A 21,106-nucleotide genomic window follows, 5' to 3' on the forward strand; every position below is an offset into this window, starting at 1 on the left:
CACCTTGCCGTGACCCTCCAGACCAGACCCCGCCGAGGGAGGACTCCGGTGCCTGACCACCTGAGCCTCGTCGGCGTGGACGCAGACGTCGCGGTCGAGCAGCTGTACGCCGCCCACTGGCGCCAGCTCGTCCGGCTCTCCGCCCTGCTCGTCCACGACCAGCAGGCCGCGGAGGACGTCGTCCAGGACGCCTTCGTCGCGATGCACGGCAAGTGGTCGCGGCTCCGCGACCCCGAGAAGGCGCTCGCCTACCTGCGGCAGGCCGTGGTGAACCGCTCCCGATCGGCCCTGCGGCACCGGGCCGTCGTCGAGCGCCACGTGCGAGCCACCGCTCCGGGCGAGGGCACCGTCGACGGGCCGTCCGTCGGCGGCGCCCGCCGCGACGCCGTCCGCGAGGCGCTGCTCCGGCTCACCGAGCGGCAGCGCGAGGTGCTCGTCCTGCGCTACTACCTGGACTGGTCGGAGGCGCAGATCGCGGACGCGATCGGCGTCTCGCGCGGTGCCGTCAAGTCACACGCATTCCGCGGCAGCGCGGCCCTGCGCGACCTGCTCGGCGACTGGTGGGAGGACCCCTCATGAACGACCTGCAGATCCGGGACCTCCTCCACGAGGTCGCTGACGACATCGAGCCGGGCGACCGGCTGGACGCGATCCGCGCCGCCACCGCGCCCGATGGTCGTCGTACGCGTCGCGGGTGGTGGGCTGCCGGCGGCGCTGGGCTGGTGGCTGCGTCGGTGGTGACGGCGTTCGCCCTGAGCACTGGCGGTGCACCCCGGACGACAGGCCCCGACCCCGCCGGCCCGCCGCCGACCTCAGGCAACACCGTGACCGACGGGCAAGGGACGAGCCGTCCGGTGCACGTGTACTTCGTGGGCGACACCGCAGCAGGTCCGCGGCTCTTCCGCGAGCTCCGGCCTGACCTCGATGCGGACTCGGGAGTCGTCCTCGGCATCGATGCTGCCCTCCGGGGCGACGCGCTCGACCCCGACTACCGCTCCCTCTGGCCCGAGGGCGTGGTCCTCCGCCAGTGGTCGGACAGACCGGACGGGATCACGGTCAGCCTCGAGGGCGCTCCGGTGGAGCGACCCGCGGACATGAGCGAGGAGGACGCCCGCCTCGCGCTCGAGCAGCTCGTCCGGACCGCCCAGGCCGTCTCCGGCCGCGGCAAGGTGCCCGTCGACGTGCAGATCGAGCAACAGGTGACCGACACGGTCCTCGGCGTGCCGACGACGGCGCCGCTGACGGGATCCCCCGACCTCGACGTGCTGGCGCCGGTGTCGCTCTCCGAGCCCTCCGAGGGCCAGAAGGTGCGCGCGGACGGAACCGTCTGGGTCAGCGGCCGTGCCACCAGCGCCGACGACCTCGTCACGGTGCGAGTGCAGCGCAGGAGGGGCACCGCTGTGGTTCTGGGACCCGCGAGCTTCACTCTCAACCAGACGAGCGATCCCGCCGGCTCCTTCAGCTTGGGCCTGAGCAGCGACGACCTCCAGCCCGGTGAGTACGACGTGATCGCGACGGTCGAGAACTCCGACGGCACGACCGACTCCGACACCCGGCGGATCACGATCGTCGACTAGCCCCGGCGCGTCAGGCCCAGCGCGACGTGCGGGCGAGCACCGCGGAGACGGCGACGACACCGGCGGTGGAGGTGCGCAGCACCTCGGCACCGAGGCGTACGACGTGCGCGCCGGCGTCGGCCAGCACCGCCAGCTCGTCGGGGCTGATGCCGCCCTCCGGTCCCACCACGAGCACGATCCGGCCTGCCTCGGGGACCACCAGCGCACCCAGGGGCAGGGTGGCGTCCTCGTGCAGCACCAGCGCGAGGTCGGACTCCGCGACGAGGGCTGCGAGGTCGGCCGTGGAGGCCAGCGGGGTGACGGTGGGCAGCCACGAGCGGCGCGACTGCTTGGCCGCCTCGCGGGCGGTGGCCTGCCACTTCGCGTGCGACTTCGTCGCTCGCTCGCCCTTCCAGACAGCCACCGAGCGCGACGCCGCCCACGGCACGATGCGGTCGACGCCGACCTCGGTGAGGACCTCGACCGCGAGCTCGCCGCGCTCCCCCTTGGGCAGCGCCTGCACGACGGTGATGGCCGGCTCCGGGCGGGCCTCCTGCGCGACCGACTCGACCGTGACGGAGAAGACCCGCTTGCCCGTCGACGCGACCGATCCCGTGGCCGAGGTGCCCCGGCCGTCGGTGAGGACGACCTGCTCACCCTCACGGAGGCGGCGTACGGCGACCGCGTGGTGCGCCTCGTCGCCGGTCACCTCGACGAGCGTGCCGGGCGCCGCCCCGTCCAGGGACTCGACGAGGTGGACCGGGAGCGACACCCGGGCTCAGCCCTGGAAGGCGTCGCGGAGCCGACCGAACATCGACTTGTGCGGCGCCTCGTTCTTGCCGTCGGGCTGCTCCTCGCCACGGATCGCCGCGAGCTCGCGCAGCAGCTCCTCCTGGCGGGGGTCGAGACGGGTGGGGGTCTCCACGGCGATGCTGACGACGAGGTCGCCGCGACCGCCGCGCAGGCTCGGCACGCCGAACCCGCGGACCACCTGCTCGCTGCCCGACTGGGTGCCGGGGCGGATGTCGAGGTCGTAGGTCGTCACGGTCTCCGAGGACGCGTCGGACGAGGCGGGCAGGTCGGCCTCGAGCAGCGGCAGCGTGAGCTGGGTGCCGAGGGCGGCCGCCGACATCGGCAGCGAGATCGTGGTGTGGAGGTCGTTGCCGTGGCGGGTGAAGGTGGGGTGCGGCTCGACGTGGATCTCGACGTAGAGGTCGCCGGCCGGGCCGCCGCCGGGGCCGACCTCGCCCTGGCCGGTGAGCTGGACGCGGGTGCCGTGGTCGACACCGGCGGGGATCTTGACCGTCAGGGTGCGGCGCGAGCGCACGCGGCCGTCGCCCGAGCACTCACGGCAGGGGTCCGGGATGATCGAGCCGTAGCCGCGGCAGGCCGCGCACGGGCGGAGCGTGCGGATCTCGCCGAGGAACGAGCGCTGGACCACGGCGACCTCGCCCTGGCCGTGGCAGGTCTCGCAGGTGGTCGGCGAGGTGCCGGGCGCGGTGCCCTGGCCCTCGCACGCCTCGCAGCGCAGCGCCGTGTCGACCTTGAGGTCGCGGGTGACGCCGAAGCCGGCCTCCGCGAGCTCGACGTCGAGCCGGATCAGCGCGTCCTGGCCGCGCCGGGCGCGCGACCGCGGGCCACGGGTCTGCGCGCCACCGGCGGCACCGCCACCGAAGAACGCGTCCATGATGTCGGTGAAGCTGAAGCCCTGGCCGGCACCGCCGAAGCCCTGGCTGAAGGCGTCGCCGCCGCGGTCGTAGGCCGCACGCTTGCCGGGGTCGCTCAGCACTTCGTAGGCGCGCGAGACGTCCTTGAACCGCTCCTGCGTCTCCGGGTCGGGGTTGACGTCGGGGTGGAGCTGCCGCGCGAGCTTGCGGTAGGCCTTCTTGACGTCGTCGGCGCTCGCGTCACGCGAGACGCCGAGGATCTCGTAGGGGTCCTGTGTCACTGGTTTCCTTCATCGAGGATCCGGGAGACGTAGCGCGCGACCGCGCGCACGGCTGCCATGGATCCGGGGTAGTCCATGCGGGTGGGGCCGACGACGCCCAGGGAGCCGAGGTGGAACTCCTGCGGGCCGTAGCCGGTGGCCACGACGCTCGTGGCCGCGAGCTCGGAGTAGGGGCCTTCGTGGCCGATGCGCACCATCAGCGCATCGGTCCCCGACTCCCCCAGCAGCTTGAGCAGCACGACGTGCTCCTCCAGCGCCTCGAGCAGTGGTCGGACGGCGGTGTCGAAGTCGCCGTAGCGGGCGAGGTTGGCGGTGCCGCCGACCGCGACGCGCTCGTCGCTGCGGTGGTCGGACATCGCCTCGGTGAGCACGCCCACGATCGCGCGGGCCGAGTCGACCTGCTCGGGGCGTACGCCGTCGGGCAGGTCGCAGAGCGCGACGGCGGCCGCCGCGATCTGCACGCCGACGCTGGCCTGGTTGACCGCGACCCGCAGCTCGGCGAGGTCGCTGTCGACCACGGGTGCGTCGAGCTCGACGAGGCGCTGCTCGACCCGACCGGTGCTGAGGATGAGGATCAGCATCACCCGGGTCGGGGTGAGCGACACCAGCTCGATGTGGCGGACCGTCGAGCGCGAGAGCGACGGGTACTGCACGATCGCGACCTGGCGGGTGAGCTGGCTGAGCAGCCGGACCGAGCGCTGCACGACGTCGTCGAGGTCGACCGCCCCGTCGAGCAGCGTCGCGATCGCGCGGCGCTCCGCCGCGCTCATCGGCTTGAGCGTGGCGAGCTTGTCGACGAAGAGCCGGTAGCCCTTGTCGGTGGGGACGCGCCCCGCACTGGTGTGGGGCTGGTGGATGTAGCCCTCGTCCTCGAGCGCGGCCATGTCGTTGCGGACCGTCGCCGGTGAGACGCCCAGTCCGTGCCGCTCGACGAGCGCCTTGGAGCCGACCGGCTCCTCCGTCGCGACGTAGTCCTCCACGATCGCGCGGAGCACGTCGAGCTTGCGGTCGTCGACCATCGAGCCACTCCTCTGCACGTCGCGTTTCTGGCACTCGTTCGCCCGGAGTGCCAAGACTACTAGCAGTCCGTAGGCTCGCGGTCATGCCCGACGACACCCCTCGGTTCACCGAGGTCGCCCCGCGCGTGTGGGTCGCGCACTACGACTGGATGCACGTCAACATCACGCTGATCGGCGGGTCCGACGGCCTGCTGATGGTCGACACGCACGGGTCGGCCGCCGAGGCGCGGATCGTCGCCGACGACGTACGCCGCCTCGGCGCGGGTCCGCTGACAGGGCTGGTCAACACGCACGAGCACTGGGACCACCACTTCGGCAACGCGACGATGGTCGAGCAGTTCGGCGACCTGCCGATCCACGCGACCGACTGGGCGGCCGAGCACATGGAGGTGTCGTCGGCGCACACCTTCGAGCAGTACGGGCAGGACACCGCCCACCCGCGCCGCGACGAGATCCTCGCGACCACCCTCCACCTGCCCACGCGCACCTTCTCCTCCGCCGTCCAGCTCGACCTGGGCGACCGGGCCGTCGAGCTCATCCACCCCGGGCGTGGGCACACGGCAGGCGACCTCGTCGTACGCGTGCCGGACGCCGACGTGCTGCTGGGCGGCGACCTGGTCGAGGAGTCCGACCCGCCGTTCATCGGCGACGACTCGTGGCCGCTGGAGTGGCCGCTGACCCTCGACCTGGTCCTCGGCCTGATGACCGACTCCACGGTCGTCGTGCCGGGGCACGGGAAGGTCGTCGACAAGGAGTTCGTGCAGGACCAGCGCACCGAGCTCGGCGTCATCGCCGAGACCATCCGCGACCTCGCCTCGCGCGGGGTGCCGCAGTCCGAGGCCCTCGCCGCCGGCGAGTGGCCGTGGGAGCGCGAGCGGCTCGGGAGCGCAGTCCGGCTGGGCTACGAGCACCTGCCCCGCAGCCAGAAGCGGCTCCCCCTCATCTAGCCGCCCGACCGGCCCACACCCTCCGGGGGCTGTTCTCGCGGTGGTCGGCCCAGTAGGACTGGTGGCATGACCGAGAACAGCGAGTCCCAGACCGACAACACGGAGTCGACCGACACGCCCAAGGCGGGCAGCGGCACCAGTCCTGCCGACTCCGACCACTCCGGCGGCACCACCTCGCCCGACGGCGCCACCCTGGGCGGCATCTCCGACGACCAGCTGCCCGACGACCTGCAGCCCGGCGAGGACAACCCGCTGGCCGAGCCCCTCGACCCCGACGACGAGGCGACCAAGAGCCGCGAGGAGCTCGAGATGGACGCCACCCAGGAGGACCTGGGCAACGACGACGGAGCCAGCCAGGCGCCCACCCAGTCCGGCGACTCCGACGAGGGCACCGACAAGGGCTCCGACGCCAACAGCGGCGACGGTGCCGAGGGCAGCGGCATCGCTGGGGGCTGAGCCCCCGACAGCCCCCGGCCCCCGCCGCACCGGGTGTGATCCGCGACGCACGGCGAGCCACCCGGCCGGCGGGCCGACGGGCGCCTAACGTGGAGCGGTGCCCCAGGATCGCTACGGAACCGACGTCCTCTCCGGCGACTGGCGTGTCCCGAAGAACGGTCGCGCCACCGAGGTGCCGACCGAGATCGGGATGGTCGTCGAAGAGGTCACCACCGACTGGTGCGGCGAGGTCGTCGCCGTCGACCGCGACATCGACACGCTCACGCTGGAGGACCGGCGCGGCAAGCGGCGCACGTTCCCGCTCGGCCCCGGCTTCCTGCTCGAGGGCAGGCCGGTGATCCTCACCCGTCCCGTGCGGGCGGGTGCCCCAGCAGCCCCCGCGCGTACGGCGTCCGGCTCGGTCGCGGTGCCCAACGCGCGAGCCCGCGTCGCGCGCGCCAGCCGCATCTTCGTCGAGGGCCGGCACGACGCCGAGCTCGTCGAGAAGGTCTGGGGCGACGACCTGCGGATCGAGGGCGTGGTCGTCGAGTACCTCGGCGGCGTCGACGACCTCGCCGAGCACCTGCGCGACTTCAAGCCCGGCCCGCAGCGCCGCGTCGGCGTCCTGGTCGACCACCTGGTCACCGGGTCGAAGGAGGCGCGCATCGCCCAGGGCATCGCCCGCTCCCCCATCGGCAAGCACGTCCTGGTCGTCGGCCACCCGTTCATCGACATCTGGCAGGCGGTCAAGCCCGACCGGCTCGGCATCCCCGCGTGGCCCTCCGTCCCCCGCGGGATCGACTGGAAGACCGGCACCTGCCAGCAGCTCGGCTGGCCGCACCGCGACCAGGCCGACATCGCCCGCGCCTGGAAGCACATCCTCGGCCGGGTGAGCTCCTTCGCCGACCTCGAGCCCGCCCTCCTCGGCCGGGTCGAGGAGCTGATCGACTTCACCACCGCGCCCTGACGGGCGCGCTGGTTCAGTCCACCAGGTCGCGCACGATCGCGTCGGCGAGGAGCCGGCCGCGCTGGGTGAGCACGAGGCGCTCGGTGGCGAGCTCGACGAGCCCGTCGGCGACGAGGCGGGCGACGTGGGAGCGGCCGGTGGCCTCGAGGGCGGTCACCGGGAGCCCCTCGACGAGCCGGATCTCCAGCAGGATCCGCTCGACCCGCTGGTCGTGGTAGCCGAGGACCTCGCGTGCCAGGGCGGGTGAGACGCCGCTGGCGAGCCGCTGGGCGTACGCCGCCGGGTGCTTGACGTTCCACCAGCGCACCCCGCCGACGTGGGAGTGGGCGCCGGGGCCGACGCCCCACCAGTGCCCGCCGGTCCAGTAGAGCAGGTTGTGGCGGCACCAGTGGTCGGGCGACGTGGCCCAGTTGGACACCTCGTACCAGCTCATCCCGGCGGCGGAGAGCTTCTCGTCGACGAGGTGGTACTTGTCGGCCAGGTCGTCCTCGTCGGGCATCGGCAGCTCGCCGCGCTTGACCTGGCGGCCCATCGCGGTGCCGTCCTCGACGATGAGCGAGTAGGCGGAGATGTGGTCGGGGCGGCAGCCCAGGGCGACGTCGACCGAGGTCGCCCAGTCGGCCAGCGACTCCCCCGGCGTGCCGTAGATCAGGTCGAGGCTGACGTCGTCGAAGCCGGCCTGCCGGGCCCAGTCGACGACCGCGGGCACGCGCATCGGGTCGTGGGTGCGGTCGAGCGTGCGCAGCACGTGGTCGACCGCGGACTGCATGCCGAAGCTGATCCGGTTGAAGCCGGCGGTGCGCAGCTCCTCGAGGTCCCAGGCGGCGACGCTGTCGGGGTTGGCCTCGGTCGTGATCTCGACGTCGTCGACGAGCCCGAACTCCGCCGCGGCGCTGGCCACGATGGCTCCGAGGTCCGCAGCCTTCAGGAGCGTGGGGGTGCCACCGCCGAAGAAGATCGTCTCGATGGGGACGTCGCGGTGGCCGAGCACCTGGCGCGCGAAGCGGATCTCGCGGATCGCCGCCTCGGCGTACGACGACCGGCTGGCGCCGACCTCGTCGCCGAGCTCCTGGGCGGTGTAGGTGTTGAAGTCGCAGTAGCCGCACCGCACCGAGCAGAACGGCACGTGGACGTAGAGGCCGAAGGGCTTGCTGCCGAACTGGGCCCACGCCTCGTCGGGGAGCAGACCGTCCTCGGGGGCGACGTCACCGTCGGGCTGGGCGGGGGACACGCCGGTATCCAACCACGTGCCGGACGTGCGAACGGGTGCCAGTGGTCTCCCACAGGCACCCGTCCATGGTCAGCCCTAGGCGTACATCTGGTCGATGAGCGCCTGGTTGTTCTCCTGCACGACGTTGCGCTTGACCTTCATCGACGGGGTCAGCTCGCCCGACTCGACCGTCAGGTCGTGGTCGAGGAGCTTCCACTTCTTGATGGTCTCCCAGCGGTTGAGGTGGCTGTTGAGCTCGTCGACGTAGCCGCCGACCATCTTCTGCACCGAGTCGGACTGCACGATCTCGGTGTAGGACTTGCCGCCCATGCCGTTCTCCTCGGCCCAGCCCGCCATCGCGTCGGGGTCGAGGGTGACGAGCGCGACGCAGTAGTTGCGCTCGTCGCCGAAGACCATGAACTGGCTGGCATAGGGGCACACGGCCTTGAACTTCGACTCGATCGCCGGCGGGGCGATGTACTTGCCGCCGGAGGTCTTGAAGAGCTCCTTGATGCGGCCCGTGATGACCAGGTGGCCGTCCTCGTCGACGGCGCCCTTGTCGCCGGTGTGCAGCCAGCCGTCGGAGGTCAGCGTCTTGGCCGTCTCCTCGGGCAGGTTGTGGTAGCCGTCCATCACGCCCGGACCCTTGATCATGATCTCGTCGTTGTCGCCGAGCTTGACCTCGCTGCCGGGGAAGACCGGGCCCACGGTGCCAAACTTGTTGCGGTCGGGGTGGTTGACGAACGAGCCCGCCGAGGTCTCGGTGAGGCCGTAGCCCTCGAGGATCTTGATGCCGGCGACGCCGAACCACTCCGCGATGTCGCGGTTGAGCGCCGCGGCACCGGAGATGAAGAAGCGGACGTTTCCACCGAAGCGGTCGCGGATCTTGGAGAAGACCAGCTTGTCGAAGAGCCCGTGCTGGACCTTGAGGGTCAGCGGCACCGACTGCCCCTCGCGCTTGCGGCGCTCGACCTCGAGGCCGACGTCGAAGGCCTTCTTGAAGATCTTCTCCTTGGCCCCGCCCTCGGCGGCCTGCATGGTGACGATGCGGCCGTGGGCCTTCTCGAAGATGCGCGGGGCGGCACCCATGAACGTCGGCTTCACCACGCCCAGGTTGTCGACGATCTTCTCGACGCGGCCGTCGATCGCCGCGGCGAAGCCGCAGGCCATCTGGGTGGACATCAGCACCTTGCCGAAGGAGTGGGCCATCGGCAGCCAGCGGAACTCGAGGTCGTCGGGGCCGAGGATGCCCTGCGCGCGGATCGCCTCGCCCTCGTAGACCCACGAGGAGTGGCGCAGCCGCACGCCCTTGGGGCGGCCGGTGGTGCCGGAGGTGTAGATGAGGGTGGCCAGCTGGTCGGGACGGATCGCCTGCGACGTCGTACGCACCACGTCGGGCTGCTCGGCGAGCCGCTCCGCACCCAGCGCGGCGAGGTCCTCCAGGGAGATCACCCAGTCGCCGTCGGACGCGCCCTCGAAGGTGATGACCTTCGTGACGTGGGGCAGCTCGGAGCGGTGCGCGGTGAGCTTGGCGACCTGCTCGTCGTCCTCGGCGAAGACGACGCGGCTCTCGGAGTCACCCAGGATGTAGACGGTGTCCTCGGCGTTGGTGCTCGGGTAGACCGTGGTGGTGGCGCCGGCGGCGCACATGACCGCGAGGTCCGCGAGGATCCACTCGTAGCGCGTGCCGGACGCGATGCCCACGCGCTGCTCGGGCTCGACGCCCAGCGCGATCAGGCCTGCGGCGAGCGCCTCGACCTTGTCGCCGGCCTGCTTCCAGGTGACGGACTCCCACGCCTCGCCACGGGGAAAACGGAAGGCCTCGGCGTCGGGGGTCGCGGTGACGCGGTCGAAGAACTGGACGGCGACGTTGGGTGGCATGGTGTCGAGGAAGGCCGTGTCGATGGTGGTCGGCATCTGTTACCTACTCATTCGTGGAGCGTGGCGCGACGGCACCACACAGCGGGGCTTGCTGCTGACTTGGCCTGTAACCTAGATCACGGGGTTTACCCAGCGGTAGCAAACGCGGCGAGTGTCCCGTCAAACGGGCGACTTTCCGACTTTGGTCAGTGCTGGACGGCCTTGGTGACGGCGATGCAGCGCGTGATCCAGTCCTGCTCCTCCGCCGTCAGGCGACGAGCGGCTCGCTGCGCGTCCTGCACCGCCCACCCCGCGTTGAGCACCATCCGCACGACCACCCAGTCGCGGGCGCGCGCCTCGTCGAGGCCGGCGGTGTCGACCAGCGCGTGGAAGCGCCGGCGCAGGCCGTCGCGCACCGATCCGACCGCTCCCGGACCGCTGAGCTCGTCCATCCGGTTCCAGAGCATCGGCGCCGGCTCGTAGTGCGGGTCGCCGGCCATCGGCTTGGGGTCGATGGCCAGCCACTCCCCCGGGTCGTCGGCCATCACGTTGGCGTAGTGGAGGTCGCCGTGCACGACGACGCTCGCCACCTCGTCGGCGAGCAGGTCGGGGCCGAGCGACAGGGCCTGCTCGACGTAGCGGCGCGGGACGGGGAGGTCGCGGCCCAGGTCGCCGAGCTCGCGGAGCCACCGCTCGACGTACGACGAGACGCCGGCCAGCTGCGGCATCGCCGGGATGTGGAGCCGGCCGTAGAGCTCGCCGACCACCTCGCAGGCCTCGACGTCCCAGGAGTCGCCGAGGTCCGGCCCGGGCAGCCAGTCCAGCAGCAGCGCGCGTCGTCGCGGGTCGGCCCGCTGGAGCCGTACGGCGCCCCGGCCGCCCCAGTGCTGCAGGGCGAGGCCTTCGTGGAGCGACTCGTCGTCGCCGTCGAAGCCGACCTTCAGCGCACCGGCCGCGCCGTCGGCGCCCACGACCGGGAGCACCAGCGAGCAGAAGCCGTGCAGCGCCGTGCCGGTCGGACTCAGCCGCCAGTCGTCGAGCAGGTCGCCCGCGAGCCGCGGCAGCCGGTCGAGCCAGCGCCCCCAGTCGTCCCCGAGCGCCCGCTGCGCGAGCAGCCCCGCAGGGATGGTGAGCGGCATGCCCGCGAGCCTAGGCTGACCGGCATGAGCAATCGGCAGCAGCCGTGGTCGGACGACGCCGTCCGGCACGGCCGGATCCTGGTCCTCAGCGACAACCCGATCTCGCGGTCGATCGCCGCCATCGCGTCGACGGCCGGGCGCACGGCCGTGGTCGAGCCGGCGGACGACGGCGGGCCCGGGCTCGACCCGGGGCCCGGTGACGCCGTGGTGCTGTGCGACCACGACGCTCCCGACGCACCCGCCGTGCTGCGTGCCGCGCTGGCGTCCGAGGCGTCGTACGTCGCCATGATGGCCAGTCGCGGCCGCGCGGCCGGGCTCCTCGACGAGCTCGGCGCGGAGGGGGTCGACGTGTCCAGGCTGCACGTGCCGGCGGGGCACGACCTGGGCGGCAAGGGCCCGGGTGAGATCGCCCTGTCGGTGGTGGCGGAGATCGTCGCCGAGTCCTACGGCCGAGCCGGCGGCCCGATGCGCGGCTGAGCTGCTCCCTGGGGGCCCTCCGGGTGCTCCTGCCGGAGGCTCACCCAGGCGGCCCGCACGTGGGACCGCATCACCGACTCAGCCCACTCGGCGTCGCCCGCGGCGAGGGCCTGCACGATCTCGTGGTGGTGCGCCAGGCTCCGTCGCATCGCCTCGGGCGAGTAGTGCGAGAACGTGCGCCACACCAGCGGCACCTCCACCACCGACGACACCATCGCGACCAGGCGCCCGTTGCCGGACGCCTCGAGCACGGTGCGGTGGAACTCGTTGTTGAGCCCGGTGATCGCGTCGAGGTCGGGCGGGTCGCGTCGAGCCTCCTCGTCCATCCGGTCGGCCAGCCGGCCGAGCCTGTCGAGGTCGGCCCGGCCGGTGGTCGCGGCGAGGCCGCACCCCCACGGCTCGAGCTGTGAGCGGAGGCTGAAGATCTCGTCCAGGTCGCCGACCCCCCAGTCCTCGACCTGCACGCCACGGTTGGGCTCGTGCCGGACCAGTCCTTCCGCGGCGAGGCGTCGCAGGGCCTCGCGCACCGGCGTACGGCTCACGCCGATGACGGCGGCGAGGTCGCCCTCGCGCAGCCACTCCCCACCGGCGCGCTCGCCGCTGAGGATCTGCCGCCGGATCGTCGCGTAGGTGACCTCGGCGGCCTTGCCGGTGTCCGCGCCCGCATCCTGGGTCATGGTCGCGAACCCTAGCAGCGCACCTCGGCCCAGATTGTATGCAATTCGTGAGACGCCATTGACGTCGACGACGACCCGTCGCTAGCGTCGGCGGCGGTCGGTATGACCTGCCTCACACCTTGCGCCTGCTTTGCATACGAAAGGGCTCCTGTGGCCTCACCGTCGGCTCTCCCCCTCGACGACCTGCGCGTCGTCGAGCTGGGCCAGCTCCTGGCCGGCCCGTTCTGCGGCCAGCTCCTCGGCGACTTCGGGGCGGAGGTCATCAAGGTCGAGGACCCGGTCAACGGCGACCCGATGCGCCAGTGGGGCCGGGAGAAGCCCTACGGACAGTCGCTGTGGTGGCCGGTGGTCGCCCGCAACAAGCTGTCGGTCACCGCCGACCTGCGCACTGCGCGCGGCCAGGACCTCGTCCGGCGCATGGTCGCCGAAGCCGACGTGCTGATCGAGAACTTCCGTCCCGGCACGCTGGAGCGCTGGGGCCTGGCCCCCGAGACGCTGTGGGAGACCAACCCCGGTCTCGTGGTCACCCGGGTCACCGGGTTCGGGCAGACCGGACCGTACGCCGCCCGCGCGGGCTACGGCTCGATCGGCGAGGCGATGGGCGGGATCCGCTACGTCACCGGCGACCCGGACCGGCCACCGGCCCGCGCCGGGGTCTCTCTCGGCGACTCGCTGGCAGCGACCTTCGCCTGCCTGGGCACCCTCGTCGCGCTGCACCAGCGCGGGCGCACCGGTCGCGGCCAGGTCGTCGACTCCGCCATCTACGAAGCCGTGCTCTCCCTGATGGAGTCGCTCGTGCCCGAGTGGCAGGTGGCCGGCTACCAGCGCGAGCGGACCGGTACGACGCTGCCCAACGTCTCGCCGAGCAACGTCTACCCCACCGCCGACGGGGAGATGGTCCTCATCGCCGCCAACCAGGACACCGTGTTCCGCCGGCTGGCCGACGTCATGGGCCGCCCCGACCTGGCCACCGACGAGAAGTACGCCTCGCACGGCGCCCGCGGCAAGCACATGGAGGAGCTCGACGGCCTGATCGCCGAGTGGAGCACGACGGTGCGCGCCGACGACCTTCTCGAGCGCCTGCACGCCGGCGGCGTACCGGCCGGGCGCATCTTCCGCGCCAAGGACATGCTGGCCGACGAGCACTTCGCGGCCCGCGAGGCCATCGTCCGCCTGGCCCACCCCGACCTGGGTGAGTTCGCGATGCACAACGTCGCCCCCAAGCTCTCGGAGAGCCCCGGATCGGTCCGACACGTCGGTCCGGCCCTGGGCGAGCACAACGACGCCGTCTACCGCGGCCTGCTCGGCCTGGGGGACGACGACCTGTCGTCCCTGCGCGCCGACGGCGTCATCTGAGGCGCACCACCGACATCAAGGAGAGCAGCATGACCTACCGGCTCGGAGTCGACGTGGGTGGAACGTTCACCGACATCCTGCTGATCGACGAGGACTCCGGCGCGACCTTCCGCGCCAAGACCTCCTCCACCCCCGAGGACCAGTCCATCGGCGTGCTGCGCGGCATCGACCAGGCGTGCGCCGCCGCCGGCATCGAGCGCACCTCGGTCGGTGACGTCTTCCACGGCACGACGGTCGCGACCAACGCCATCCTCGAGGGCAAGGGCGCCCGGGTCGGCCTCGTGACCACCCACGGGTTCCGCCAGGTGCTGCAGATCGCCCGGTCCTTCGTCCCCGGCGGCCTGGCGGGCTGGATCATCTGGCCCAAGCCCGAGCCGCTCGCCGCGCTGGAGGACACCGTCGAGGTGCGGGGACGCATCGCCAGCGACGGATCGGTCGTCACCGAGCTCGACGAGGACGACGTCCGCACCCAGCTGCGGGCCCTGGCCGGCCGCGGCATCGAGGCGCTGAGCATCAGCCTGATCAACTCCTACGCCAACTCCGCCCACGAGGAGCGCGTCCGCGAGCTCGCCGCCGAGGAGCTCCCCGGTCTCGCGGTCTCGATGTCGTCGGCGGTCCTGCCCGAGCTGCGGGAGTACGAGCGGACGATCACGACGGTCGCCAACGCCGTGGTGCAGCCGCAGGTGAAGCGCTACGTCGCCAACCTCGAGGGTCAGCTGCGGGACTCGGGCGTCAGCGGCTCGCTCTCGATCCTCCGCAGCGACGGGGGCCTCGTCTCCGCGGGCGTCGCCGCCGACAACCCGGTCAACCTGCTGCTCTCCGGCCCCGCGGGCGGCGTGACGGGAGCCGCGTGGGTCGCCGCCCAGACCGGGCACCGCAACTTCCTCACCTTCGACATGGGCGGCACGTCGACGGACGTGGCGCTGGTCGAGGACCTCGCTCCGCGCATCGGCCGCGAGACCACCGTCGGCGACCTCAAGGTCCGCGCCACGTCGGTCGACGTCCGCACCGTCGGCGCCGGTGGCGGCTCCATCGCGCACGTCCCGCCGCTCACCCAGGCGTTGCGGGTGGGCCCGCAGTCCGCGGGCGCGGCGCCCGGCCCGGCGGCGTACGCAGCCGGCGGGACCGAGCCGACGGTCACCGACGCCAACGTGGTGCTGGGGCACCTCCCCACCGCGCTCGCCGGCGGCGAGGTCACGCTCGACCCCGAGGCGGCCCGCACCGCCGTCCAGACCATCGCGGACGCGACGGGCCTGGGCTCGGTCGAGGCCGCGGCAGCAGGGATCATCGACATCGTCAACGAGAACATGTTCGGGGCGCTGCGCCTGGTCTCGGTGCAGCAGGGCTTCGACCCCCGCGACTTCGCCCTCGTCGCGTTCGGTGGAGCCGGCCCGCTGCACGCCAACGCGCTCGGACGGCTCACCGGGTCCTGGCCGGTCATCATCCCGCCCTCCCCCGGCGTGCTCTGCGCCTACGGCGACGCGACCACCAGCCTGCGTGACGAGGCGGTCCGCACCCTCGTACGTCGCTTCGCCGAGCTCACCGACGACGGCCTGCGGGCCATCCTGGACGACCTGGCGGCGTCGGCTCGCGGCACGCTGACGGCCGAAGGTGTCCCCGAGGACGACCTCCGCGTGAGCTACTCGGCCGACCTGCGCTACCACGGCCAGGGCTTCGAGATCCCCGTGTCCGTCGACATCGACGCCTTCGACGGCGGCGGGGGCGGGCTGGAGGCGCTCGGCAAGGCGTTCGACACCGAGCACGACCGGTTGTTCTCCTTCGTGCTCGACGCCGAGCACGAGCTGGTCACGCTCCGCGCCACGGCCGACGCGCCGCGTCCCGACGTGGGCTCCGTCGAGCTGGACGACGGCGGCAGCGACGCCTCACCGGCGCGCGTGCAGCAGCACCGGATCTGGTCCGACGGCGGCTTGGTCGACGCGGACGTCTACGACCGGTCGCTCCTCAAGGCGGGCAACGTCGTCACCGGGCCAGCCGTGATCACCGAGATGGACTCCACGACCCTCGTGCTGCGCGACCACGCGGCGACGGTCCATCCGAGCGGCAGCCTCCTCATCCGACCCGTCGACCAGAGCCAGGAGGGCTGAGCCATGGCACGCCTGATCGAGACCAACACCGCCCCGATGCAGCAGGTCGAGGTCGACCTGGTGACCCTCGACCTCGTCGAGAACGCGCTGCGCAACGCCCGCTACGAGATGGACGAGGTGCTGTTCCGCACGGCCCTCTCCCCCGGCATCCGGGAGCAGCACGACGAGTTCCCACTGATCGCCAACCGCGACGGGAAGATGATGGTCGGCCAGTTCGGCCTGTCCATCCCCGACTTCCTCGACAACTTCGACGGCACGATCGAGGAGGGCGACGTCCTGCTGACGTCGGACCCCTACTCGTGCGGCGCCGCGATCAGCCACGCCAACGACTGGCTGGTGGTGATGCCGATCTTCTTCGACGGCCGCCTCGTCGGCTGGTCGTCGATGTTCGGGCACATGTCGGACGTCGGCGGCAAGACGCCCGCGTCGATGCCGACCGACGCGCGCACGATCTTCGAGGAGGGCGTCGTCATCCCGCCCTTCCGGCTCTACAAGAAGGGCGTCCTCGACGACGACGCGCTGCGGATCATCCTCAACCAGGTCCGCAAGCCCGACTGGAACCGCGCCGACCTCAACGGGATCGTGGCCGCCTGCCGGACCGCCGCCCGCCGGGTGCAGGAGCTGTGCGCCCGCTTCGGCGTCGACACCTACAACTCGGCGCTGGAGGCGCTCCTCGACCGCAACTACCGGGCCATGAAGACGCTCCTGGCCATGGTGTTCGAGGAGGGCCGGACGCTGTCCTTCACCGACTACATCTGCGACGACGGCCTCGGCTACGGGCCGTACGAGCTGAAGCTGAGCCTCACCCGCACCGGCGACAAGGTGCTGCTCGACTTCACCGGCAGCAGCCCACAGGCCCAGGGACCGATCAACTACTACATCAACGAGAACCTCGTCCGGATGTTCTTCGGGATCTACATGATCACCGTGGCCGACCCGCAGATCCTCTGGAACGACGGCTTCTACCCCCTCGTCGACGTGGAGATCCCGGACGACTCGTTCTGGAAGCCGCAGTACCCGGCGGCGCTGAACGCGCGCAACCACGGCATCGGTCGCGTGTTCGACCTCTTCGGCGGCCTGCTGGGCCAGACCAACCCGGACCTGCTGAACGCCGCCGGCTTCTCCTCGTCCCCGCACTTCATGTACTCCGGCACCTACTGCGAGGGCGACCGCAAGAACGAGTGGTTCCAGCTCTACTCCATCGGCTTCGGCGGCATCCCCGGCCGCCCGATCGGCGACGGGCCGGACGGCCACTCCCTGTGGCCCTCGTTCGTCAACATCCCGTGCGAGTACCTCGAGTCCTACTACCCACTGCGCATCGAGCGCTGGGAGACCGTGGCCGACACGGGAGGTGCGGGGCTGCACCGCGGCGGCAACGGGGTCGACGTGGCCTACCGCTTCCTCGAGGCCGGCACCATCGCCATCCACGACGACCGGTGGCTCACCTACCCCTGGGGCGTCAACGGCGGCGAGCCCGGCGCGCGCGGCCGCAAGTGGCTCGAGCGTGCCGACGGCACCACGGAGGTCCTGGGCAGCAAGGTCCATGACGTGCCCGTGGAGCGGGGCGACCTGCTGCACTTCGTCACCTGGGGCGGGGGCGGGTGGGGCGACCCGCTCGCACGCGAGCCCGACCTGGTCGGGCTCGAGGTCCGACGCGGCCTGGTGACCGCCGACGGCGCGCGCCGCTACGGCGTGGTGTGCGACGAGTCCGGCGCGGTCGACGTGTCCGCGACGGAGACGCTGCGGAGCACGCTGGACGCCGACCGGCCCCACCCGCTGCCGACCTTCGACATGGGCCCGCCGCTGGAGACGATCCTGGAGCGCGCCCTCGAGGAGACCGGCCTGCCCGCCCCGCGACCCCCGGTCCCCCGGTGACCCGGCGTGGCTGACGAACCCTTCGGTGGCTCGCTGCGACCGGGCCACTCACCCGCGGTCCTGGCCGTCGACATGATGCGGGCCTACTTCGATCCCGCCAGCGCGCTGTGCCTGCCCGCCGACGACTGCCTGCACTCCGCGGCGCGGGTGTTGGCGGCCGCCCGGCAGCACGGCGTGCCCGTGGTGCACAGCCGCGTGCGCTACAGCGCCGGCGGCGCCGACGGCGGGGTGTTCTTCCGCAAGGTCCCGGCACTGCAGGCGCTGGTCGGCGACGGACCCATGGGCGAGCTGATGCCCCCGGTCGCGCCGACGGACGACGAGCTGGTGGTCGTCAAGCAGTACGCCAGCGCCTTCTTCGGCACCTCGCTCGCCTCCACCCTGCACGCGAGCGGCGTCGACACGGTCGTCGTCGTCGGGGTCAGCACCAGCGGGTGCATCCGGGCCACCGCGGTCGACGCGATCCAGCACGGGTTCGTCCCGCTGGTCGTCGCGGACGCGGTCGGTGACCGGGCACCCGAGCCGCACGAGTCCAACCTCCGCGACCTGGGGGCCAAGTACGCCGAGGTGGTGGACGAGGCGACCGCCTTGGCCTACCTCGCCACCGCCTCCCGAGGTGGCGACCGGTGACGCCGAACGACGCGGTGAGCATCGTCGAGATGGCCCCCCGCGACGGGCTGCAGAACGAGAGCGCCCTGCTGTCGACCGCCGACAAGGTCGAGCTCGTGGAGCGTGCGGTGCGGGCCGGCGCCCGGCGCATCGAGGTGACCAGCTTCGTCAACCCCGCCCGCGTGCCACAGATGGCCGACGCCGACGAGGTGATGGCCGCGCTCCCACGGCCCGACGGGGTCAGCTATGCCGGCCTCGTGATGAACGACCGCGGCCTCGACCGCGCCCTGGCGGCCGGGGTGCACGAGGTCGACGTCGTGGTCGTCGCGACCGACACATTCTGCCTGCGCAACCAGGGCGTCACCACCGAGGAGGCCTGCCGGCAGGCGGCCTCGCTCGTCGAGCGGGCCCGCGCGGCCGGCGTGCTCACGACGGTCACCGTCGGCGCGGCGTTCGGCTGCCCGTTCGAGGGCGAGGTCCCCGACGAGCGGCTGCGAGACGTCCTCGGCCGCGTCGCCGACGCCGGACCCGACGAGCTGGCGCTCGCCGACACCATCGGCGTGGCGGTGCCGAGCCAGGTCTCGTCCCGGCTGGCCCTGGCCGCCGAGGTCGCCGGCACCGACGTGCCGCTCCGCCTGCACCTCCACGACACCCGGCACACCGGTGTGGCCAACGCCGTGGCGGCCCACGCCGCTGGCGTCCGCACCCTCGACGCCAGCATCGGCGGCACCGGCGGCTGCCCGTTCGCCCCCAACGCCACCGGCAACGTCGCCACCGAGGACCTCGTCTACCTCTTCGACCGGATGGGCGTCAGCACCGGCCTGGACCTCGCGACCACCACGGCCACGACCGCCTGGCTGGAGGAGCGGCTGGCCAAGCGCCTTCCCGGAGCGCTGCTCCGGGCGGGCGACTTCCCGGCTCCGGCCCGGTAGCACCGGCCCGCCGGCGGCCCTAGGGTGACGGCCATGAGCTGGGACGACCTGGCCGCCGCGTTGCTGGCCCGGCAGTTCCCCGACGACCCGGGCACGGTGGCGGAGCGGGTGCGCGCGATCGGCGACCTGCAGACCCAGACCGCGCGGTCGGCGTTCATCGGTCTGGGTGCACGCTTCCCCGGCGTGACCCACGCCGAGATCACGGCGGCCTACGACGCCGGCGAGATCGTGCGCGGCAGCACGATCCGCGGCACCGTCCACACCGCGACCCCCGAGGCCTACACCGTGCTCGCCGAGGCCACGCGCGTCGGGCAGCACCAGCGGTGGGCCCGGGTGCTGGGCATCAGCGACGCGCAGATCGCCGACCTGTGGGTCTCCATCGAGGCCTACGCCCGCGAGTGGCGCACCCCCGACGAGCTCCGCGCCCACGTCGACGAGTGGCTCGCCCGCCACGCCCCCACCTCCCTCGACGCAGCGGCCGCCGGCCCGGGCCGCTACCTCGGCTTCGCCCACGGCGCCACGGTCCGCCGGCCGGCCTCGGGCGACCGCTGGGAGGGTCAGGGCAAGCCGGTCTACGGGACGTTCGACCGCACCGGACCGGTCACGCTGGCCGACGTCGTACGCCTCCACCTGCGCGCCCACGGGCCCTCGTCGCGGCAGGACGTCGCATGGTGGGCCGGGATCCCGCTCAAGGCCGTCGAGGAGGGGCTGGCGGGCCTGGACGTCGTCGAGCACGACGGACCGGACGGCAGGGCGTACGTCGACCTACCGGACGCCCCGCCCCCGCGGGACCTGCCGGGCGTGCGCCTGCTGCCCGAGTTCGACGCCCTGCTGTGCGGCTACGACTCCAAGGCCCGCGACCGGTTCGCGACGTCCGAGCACCACCGGCGGCTGTGGAACGAGTCCAACGGGATGCTGCTCCCGCCGCTGCTCGTGGACGGGCGGATCACCGGCTTCTGGCGGGCCGCCGGCACCGCGAGGCGACGACCGCTCGAGGTCACGTGGTTCGCGCGGACGAGGCGGCCGCGCAAGGCCGAGCTCGACGAACCCGTCGCCGCCCTCGAGTCCGCGCTCGGCATCACCGTCACCGAGGTGACGCTCAGCCGCGAGGCGACCTGACGGGTCGGTCCCTGGGCTGGTCCTTGAGGTACTCCCCCGGCGTCATCCCGGTGACCGTGCGGAAGTCGTGGGTGAAGTGGGCCTGGTCGGCATAGCCCAGGTCCGCGGCCACCTCGGCGAGGCTGCCGCGGCCGGCCTTCAGCGCCTCGACCGCGTCGTGCAGGCGGCGTCGCTGCAGGAGCCACTTCGGGCTCAGCCCGATGCGCTGCTCCACCAGCCGCTGGAGGCTGCGCTCGGACAGCCCCGCCTCGCGCGCCAGGTCGTCGACCCGGGTGACCTCCGGGTGATCGCCCAGCCACCCGACCAGACGGTTGACGAGGAGCCCGGACTCGTCGACCGGCAGGTGGGTCGCCAGCCACGACTCGACGTGGGCGACCGCCGCGAGGTGGGCGGCGGGGTCGTGCGGGTCGTGCTCCATCGCAGCGCGCACGCCCTCGACGACGGTCGGGTCGGGGACGAGGTCGTCCAGCTCGACCCACGTGTCGGTGACCTCGGCGACCGACCGTCCGAGGACCAGGCGGCCCGCGGCCGGGCTGAGCATCGTGCCGACCGCCCAGCCGTCGCCCTCCAGCGTGACGCTCGAGCGGCCCCGGCTGACGCCGTAGAACCGGGCGTAGGTGTTGCTGACGACCACCAGGCAGACCGGGTGCTGGAGCGTGGACTGGGTCGACGGCTCGGCCAGCGACCACACGGGGATCCAGTAGCGCTCGACCAGGTCGACCAGGTGCTCGCTGGGGCCGTAGCGGTGGATCGGCGGGGAGGGTCGGCTCACGCCCGTCAGGTGGGCCCGGTCGATCGGGTCCACCGGGTGCGGGCCGTCTGCCCCGGTCCGGCTGGTCATGTGTCGGATTATCACAATCGCCTCCGACACCGCAGCG

The 21,106-nt window shown here is 72.5% G+C and carries 20 protein-coding genes; 12 read left to right on the forward strand and 8 right to left on the reverse strand.

What is annotated here, in order from left to right:
* Positions 1–48 precede the first annotated feature (48 nt).
* Together AC1DP1_RS05950 and AC1DP1_RS05955 are read left to right on the forward strand one after the other, a co-directional pair.
* The gene (locus tag AC1DP1_RS05950) at positions 49–579 is read left to right on the forward strand and encodes a SigE family RNA polymerase sigma factor (RefSeq protein ID WP_477506080.1); all 531 of its coding nucleotides are present in this window, start codon (positions 49–51) and stop codon (positions 577–579) included.
* Positions 576–1,577, forward strand: a complete 1,002-nt coding sequence (locus AC1DP1_RS05955) for a GerMN domain-containing protein (RefSeq protein ID WP_477506081.1) — start codon at positions 576–578, stop codon at positions 1,575–1,577. Before AC1DP1_RS05950 ends, AC1DP1_RS05955 begins: the two co-directional genes overlap by 4 nt.
* Positions 1,578–1,587: 10 nt before the next feature.
* Here the strand turns inward: AC1DP1_RS05955 and AC1DP1_RS05960 are convergent, their stop codons facing one another.
* The 3 genes from AC1DP1_RS05960 to hrcA are packed head-to-tail and all read right to left on the reverse strand — an operon-like array spanning position 1,588 to position 4,523.
* Positions 1,588–2,328, reverse strand: coding sequence for a 16S rRNA (uracil(1498)-N(3))-methyltransferase (locus AC1DP1_RS05960; protein ID WP_477506082.1), 741 nt, complete (start codon positions 2,326–2,328; stop codon positions 1,588–1,590).
* Between the two features lie 6 nt (positions 2,329–2,334).
* The gene (gene dnaJ / locus AC1DP1_RS05965; protein WP_477506083.1) at positions 2,335–3,504 is read right to left on the reverse strand and encodes a molecular chaperone DnaJ; all 1,170 of its coding nucleotides are present in this window, start codon (positions 3,502–3,504) and stop codon (positions 2,335–2,337) included.
* A complete protein-coding gene (gene hrcA / locus AC1DP1_RS05970) occupies positions 3,501–4,523 on the reverse strand; it encodes a heat-inducible transcriptional repressor HrcA (RefSeq protein WP_457189971.1) in 1,023 nt (340 codons plus the stop codon). Before hrcA ends, dnaJ begins: the two co-directional genes overlap by 4 nt.
* Positions 4,524–4,606: 83 nt before the next feature.
* Between hrcA and AC1DP1_RS05975 the strand changes: the two genes are divergently transcribed.
* From AC1DP1_RS05975 to AC1DP1_RS05985, 3 genes are all read left to right on the forward strand, one after another.
* Positions 4,607–5,470 carry an MBL fold metallo-hydrolase gene (locus tag AC1DP1_RS05975; protein WP_477506084.1) on the forward strand — a complete coding sequence of 288 codons (864 nt, stop codon included), beginning with the start codon at positions 4,607–4,609 and terminating at the stop codon, positions 5,468–5,470.
* Positions 5,471–5,536: 66 nt separating this feature from the next.
* Positions 5,537–5,926, forward strand: a complete 390-nt coding sequence (locus AC1DP1_RS05980; protein WP_477506085.1) for a hypothetical protein — start codon at positions 5,537–5,539, stop codon at positions 5,924–5,926.
* A 97-nt stretch (positions 5,927–6,023) separates the two neighbouring features.
* Positions 6,024–6,872, forward strand: coding sequence for a DUF3097 domain-containing protein (locus AC1DP1_RS05985; protein WP_477506086.1), 849 nt, complete (start codon positions 6,024–6,026; stop codon positions 6,870–6,872).
* A gap of 13 nt (positions 6,873–6,885) precedes the next feature.
* On the opposite strand, the gene hemW is transcribed toward AC1DP1_RS05985, so the two are convergent.
* The 3 genes from hemW to AC1DP1_RS06000 all read right to left on the reverse strand — a co-directional run bounded on the left by hemW (position 6,886) and on the right by AC1DP1_RS06000 (position 11,081).
* Entirely contained in the window at positions 6,886–8,103 is a 1,218-nt protein-coding gene (gene hemW / locus AC1DP1_RS05990) for a radical SAM family heme chaperone HemW (RefSeq protein ID WP_477506087.1), read from the reverse strand.
* 75 nt (positions 8,104–8,178) lie between these two features.
* Positions 8,179–9,999 (reverse strand): AMP-dependent synthetase/ligase, encoded by a 1,821-nt coding sequence (locus tag AC1DP1_RS05995; protein WP_477506088.1) that lies wholly within the window; start codon positions 9,997–9,999, stop codon positions 8,179–8,181.
* Positions 10,000–10,148: 149 nt separating this feature from the next.
* Positions 10,149–11,081 (reverse strand): aminoglycoside phosphotransferase family protein, encoded by a 933-nt coding sequence (locus AC1DP1_RS06000; protein WP_477506089.1) that lies wholly within the window; start codon positions 11,079–11,081, stop codon positions 10,149–10,151.
* 24 nt (positions 11,082–11,105) lie between these two features.
* On the opposite strand from AC1DP1_RS06000, the gene AC1DP1_RS06005 reads away from it, so the two are divergent.
* On the forward strand, positions 11,106–11,558 hold the full coding sequence (locus AC1DP1_RS06005) for an XdhC family protein (protein WP_477506090.1): 453 nt from the start codon (positions 11,106–11,108) through the stop codon (positions 11,556–11,558).
* On the opposite strand, the gene AC1DP1_RS06010 is transcribed toward AC1DP1_RS06005, so the two are convergent.
* Positions 11,525–12,235 (reverse strand): GntR family transcriptional regulator, encoded by a 711-nt coding sequence (locus AC1DP1_RS06010; protein ID WP_477506091.1) that lies wholly within the window; start codon positions 12,233–12,235, stop codon positions 11,525–11,527. The two genes, AC1DP1_RS06005 and AC1DP1_RS06010, sit on opposite strands and share 34 nt — an antisense overlap.
* Before the next feature lie 150 nt (positions 12,236–12,385).
* Between AC1DP1_RS06010 and AC1DP1_RS06015 the strand changes: the two genes are divergently transcribed.
* From AC1DP1_RS06015 to AC1DP1_RS06040, 6 genes are read left to right on the forward strand one after another with little or no spacing between them, the layout of a single operon-like run.
* Positions 12,386–13,591 (forward strand): CaiB/BaiF CoA transferase family protein, encoded by a 1,206-nt coding sequence (locus AC1DP1_RS06015; RefSeq protein WP_457189989.1) that lies wholly within the window; start codon positions 12,386–12,388, stop codon positions 13,589–13,591.
* A gap of 29 nt (positions 13,592–13,620) precedes the next feature.
* Positions 13,621–15,696 (forward strand): hydantoinase/oxoprolinase family protein, encoded by a 2,076-nt coding sequence (locus AC1DP1_RS06020; protein ID WP_477506092.1) that lies wholly within the window; start codon positions 13,621–13,623, stop codon positions 15,694–15,696.
* A 3-nt stretch (positions 15,697–15,699) separates the two neighbouring features.
* The gene (locus tag AC1DP1_RS06025) at positions 15,700–17,571 is read left to right on the forward strand and encodes a hydantoinase B/oxoprolinase family protein (RefSeq protein ID WP_477506093.1); all 1,872 of its coding nucleotides are present in this window, start codon (positions 15,700–15,702) and stop codon (positions 17,569–17,571) included.
* Positions 17,572–17,577: 6 nt separating this feature from the next.
* A complete protein-coding gene (locus AC1DP1_RS06030) occupies positions 17,578–18,198 on the forward strand; it encodes an isochorismatase family protein (RefSeq protein ID WP_477506094.1) in 621 nt (206 codons plus the stop codon).
* Entirely contained in the window at positions 18,195–19,109 is a 915-nt protein-coding gene (locus AC1DP1_RS06035; protein WP_477506095.1) for a hydroxymethylglutaryl-CoA lyase, read from the forward strand. The genes AC1DP1_RS06030 and AC1DP1_RS06035 overlap by 4 nt, the downstream gene beginning before the upstream one ends.
* Before the next feature lie 33 nt (positions 19,110–19,142).
* Entirely contained in the window at positions 19,143–20,228 is a 1,086-nt protein-coding gene (locus tag AC1DP1_RS06040) for a winged helix DNA-binding domain-containing protein (RefSeq protein WP_477506096.1), read from the forward strand.
* Here AC1DP1_RS06040 and AC1DP1_RS06045 read toward each other — a convergent pair.
* Positions 20,209–21,069, reverse strand: a complete 861-nt coding sequence (locus tag AC1DP1_RS06045; RefSeq protein ID WP_477506097.1) for a helix-turn-helix domain-containing protein — start codon at positions 21,067–21,069, stop codon at positions 20,209–20,211. The two genes, AC1DP1_RS06040 and AC1DP1_RS06045, sit on opposite strands and share 20 nt — an antisense overlap.
* Positions 21,070–21,106 lie beyond the last annotated feature (37 nt).

The organism is Nocardioides sp. P4_G10 (genome assembly GCF_056401175.1).

Bases quoted from the DNA above. Each gene is read 5' to 3' on its own strand.
- AC1DP1_RS05955 (WP_477506081.1), top strand. From the start codon at position 576: ATGAACGACCTGCAGATCCGGGACCTCCTCCACGAGGTCGCTGACGAC.
- hrcA (WP_457189971.1), bottom strand. From the start codon at position 4,523: ATGGTCGACGACCGCAAGCTCGACGTGCTCCGCGCGATCGTGGAGGAC.
- AC1DP1_RS05975 (WP_477506084.1), top strand. From the start codon at position 4,607: ATGCCCGACGACACCCCTCGGTTCACCGAGGTCGCCCCGCGCGTGTGG.
- AC1DP1_RS05980 (WP_477506085.1), top strand. From the start codon at position 5,537: ATGACCGAGAACAGCGAGTCCCAGACCGACAACACGGAGTCGACCGAC.
- AC1DP1_RS05995 (WP_477506088.1), bottom strand. From the start codon at position 9,999: ATGCCGACCACCATCGACACGGCCTTCCTCGACACCATGCCACCCAAC.
- AC1DP1_RS06000 (WP_477506089.1), bottom strand. From the start codon at position 11,081: ATGCCGCTCACCATCCCTGCGGGGCTGCTCGCGCAGCGGGCGCTCGGG.
- AC1DP1_RS06005 (WP_477506090.1), top strand. From the start codon at position 11,106: ATGAGCAATCGGCAGCAGCCGTGGTCGGACGACGCCGTCCGGCACGGC.
- AC1DP1_RS06010 (WP_477506091.1), bottom strand. From the start codon at position 12,235: ATGACCCAGGATGCGGGCGCGGACACCGGCAAGGCCGCCGAGGTCACC.
- AC1DP1_RS06020 (WP_477506092.1), top strand. From the start codon at position 13,621: ATGACCTACCGGCTCGGAGTCGACGTGGGTGGAACGTTCACCGACATC.
- AC1DP1_RS06025 (WP_477506093.1), top strand. From the start codon at position 15,700: ATGGCACGCCTGATCGAGACCAACACCGCCCCGATGCAGCAGGTCGAG.
- AC1DP1_RS06040 (WP_477506096.1), top strand. From the start codon at position 19,143: ATGAGCTGGGACGACCTGGCCGCCGCGTTGCTGGCCCGGCAGTTCCCC.
- AC1DP1_RS06045 (WP_477506097.1), bottom strand. From the start codon at position 21,069: ATGACCAGCCGGACCGGGGCAGACGGCCCGCACCCGGTGGACCCGATC.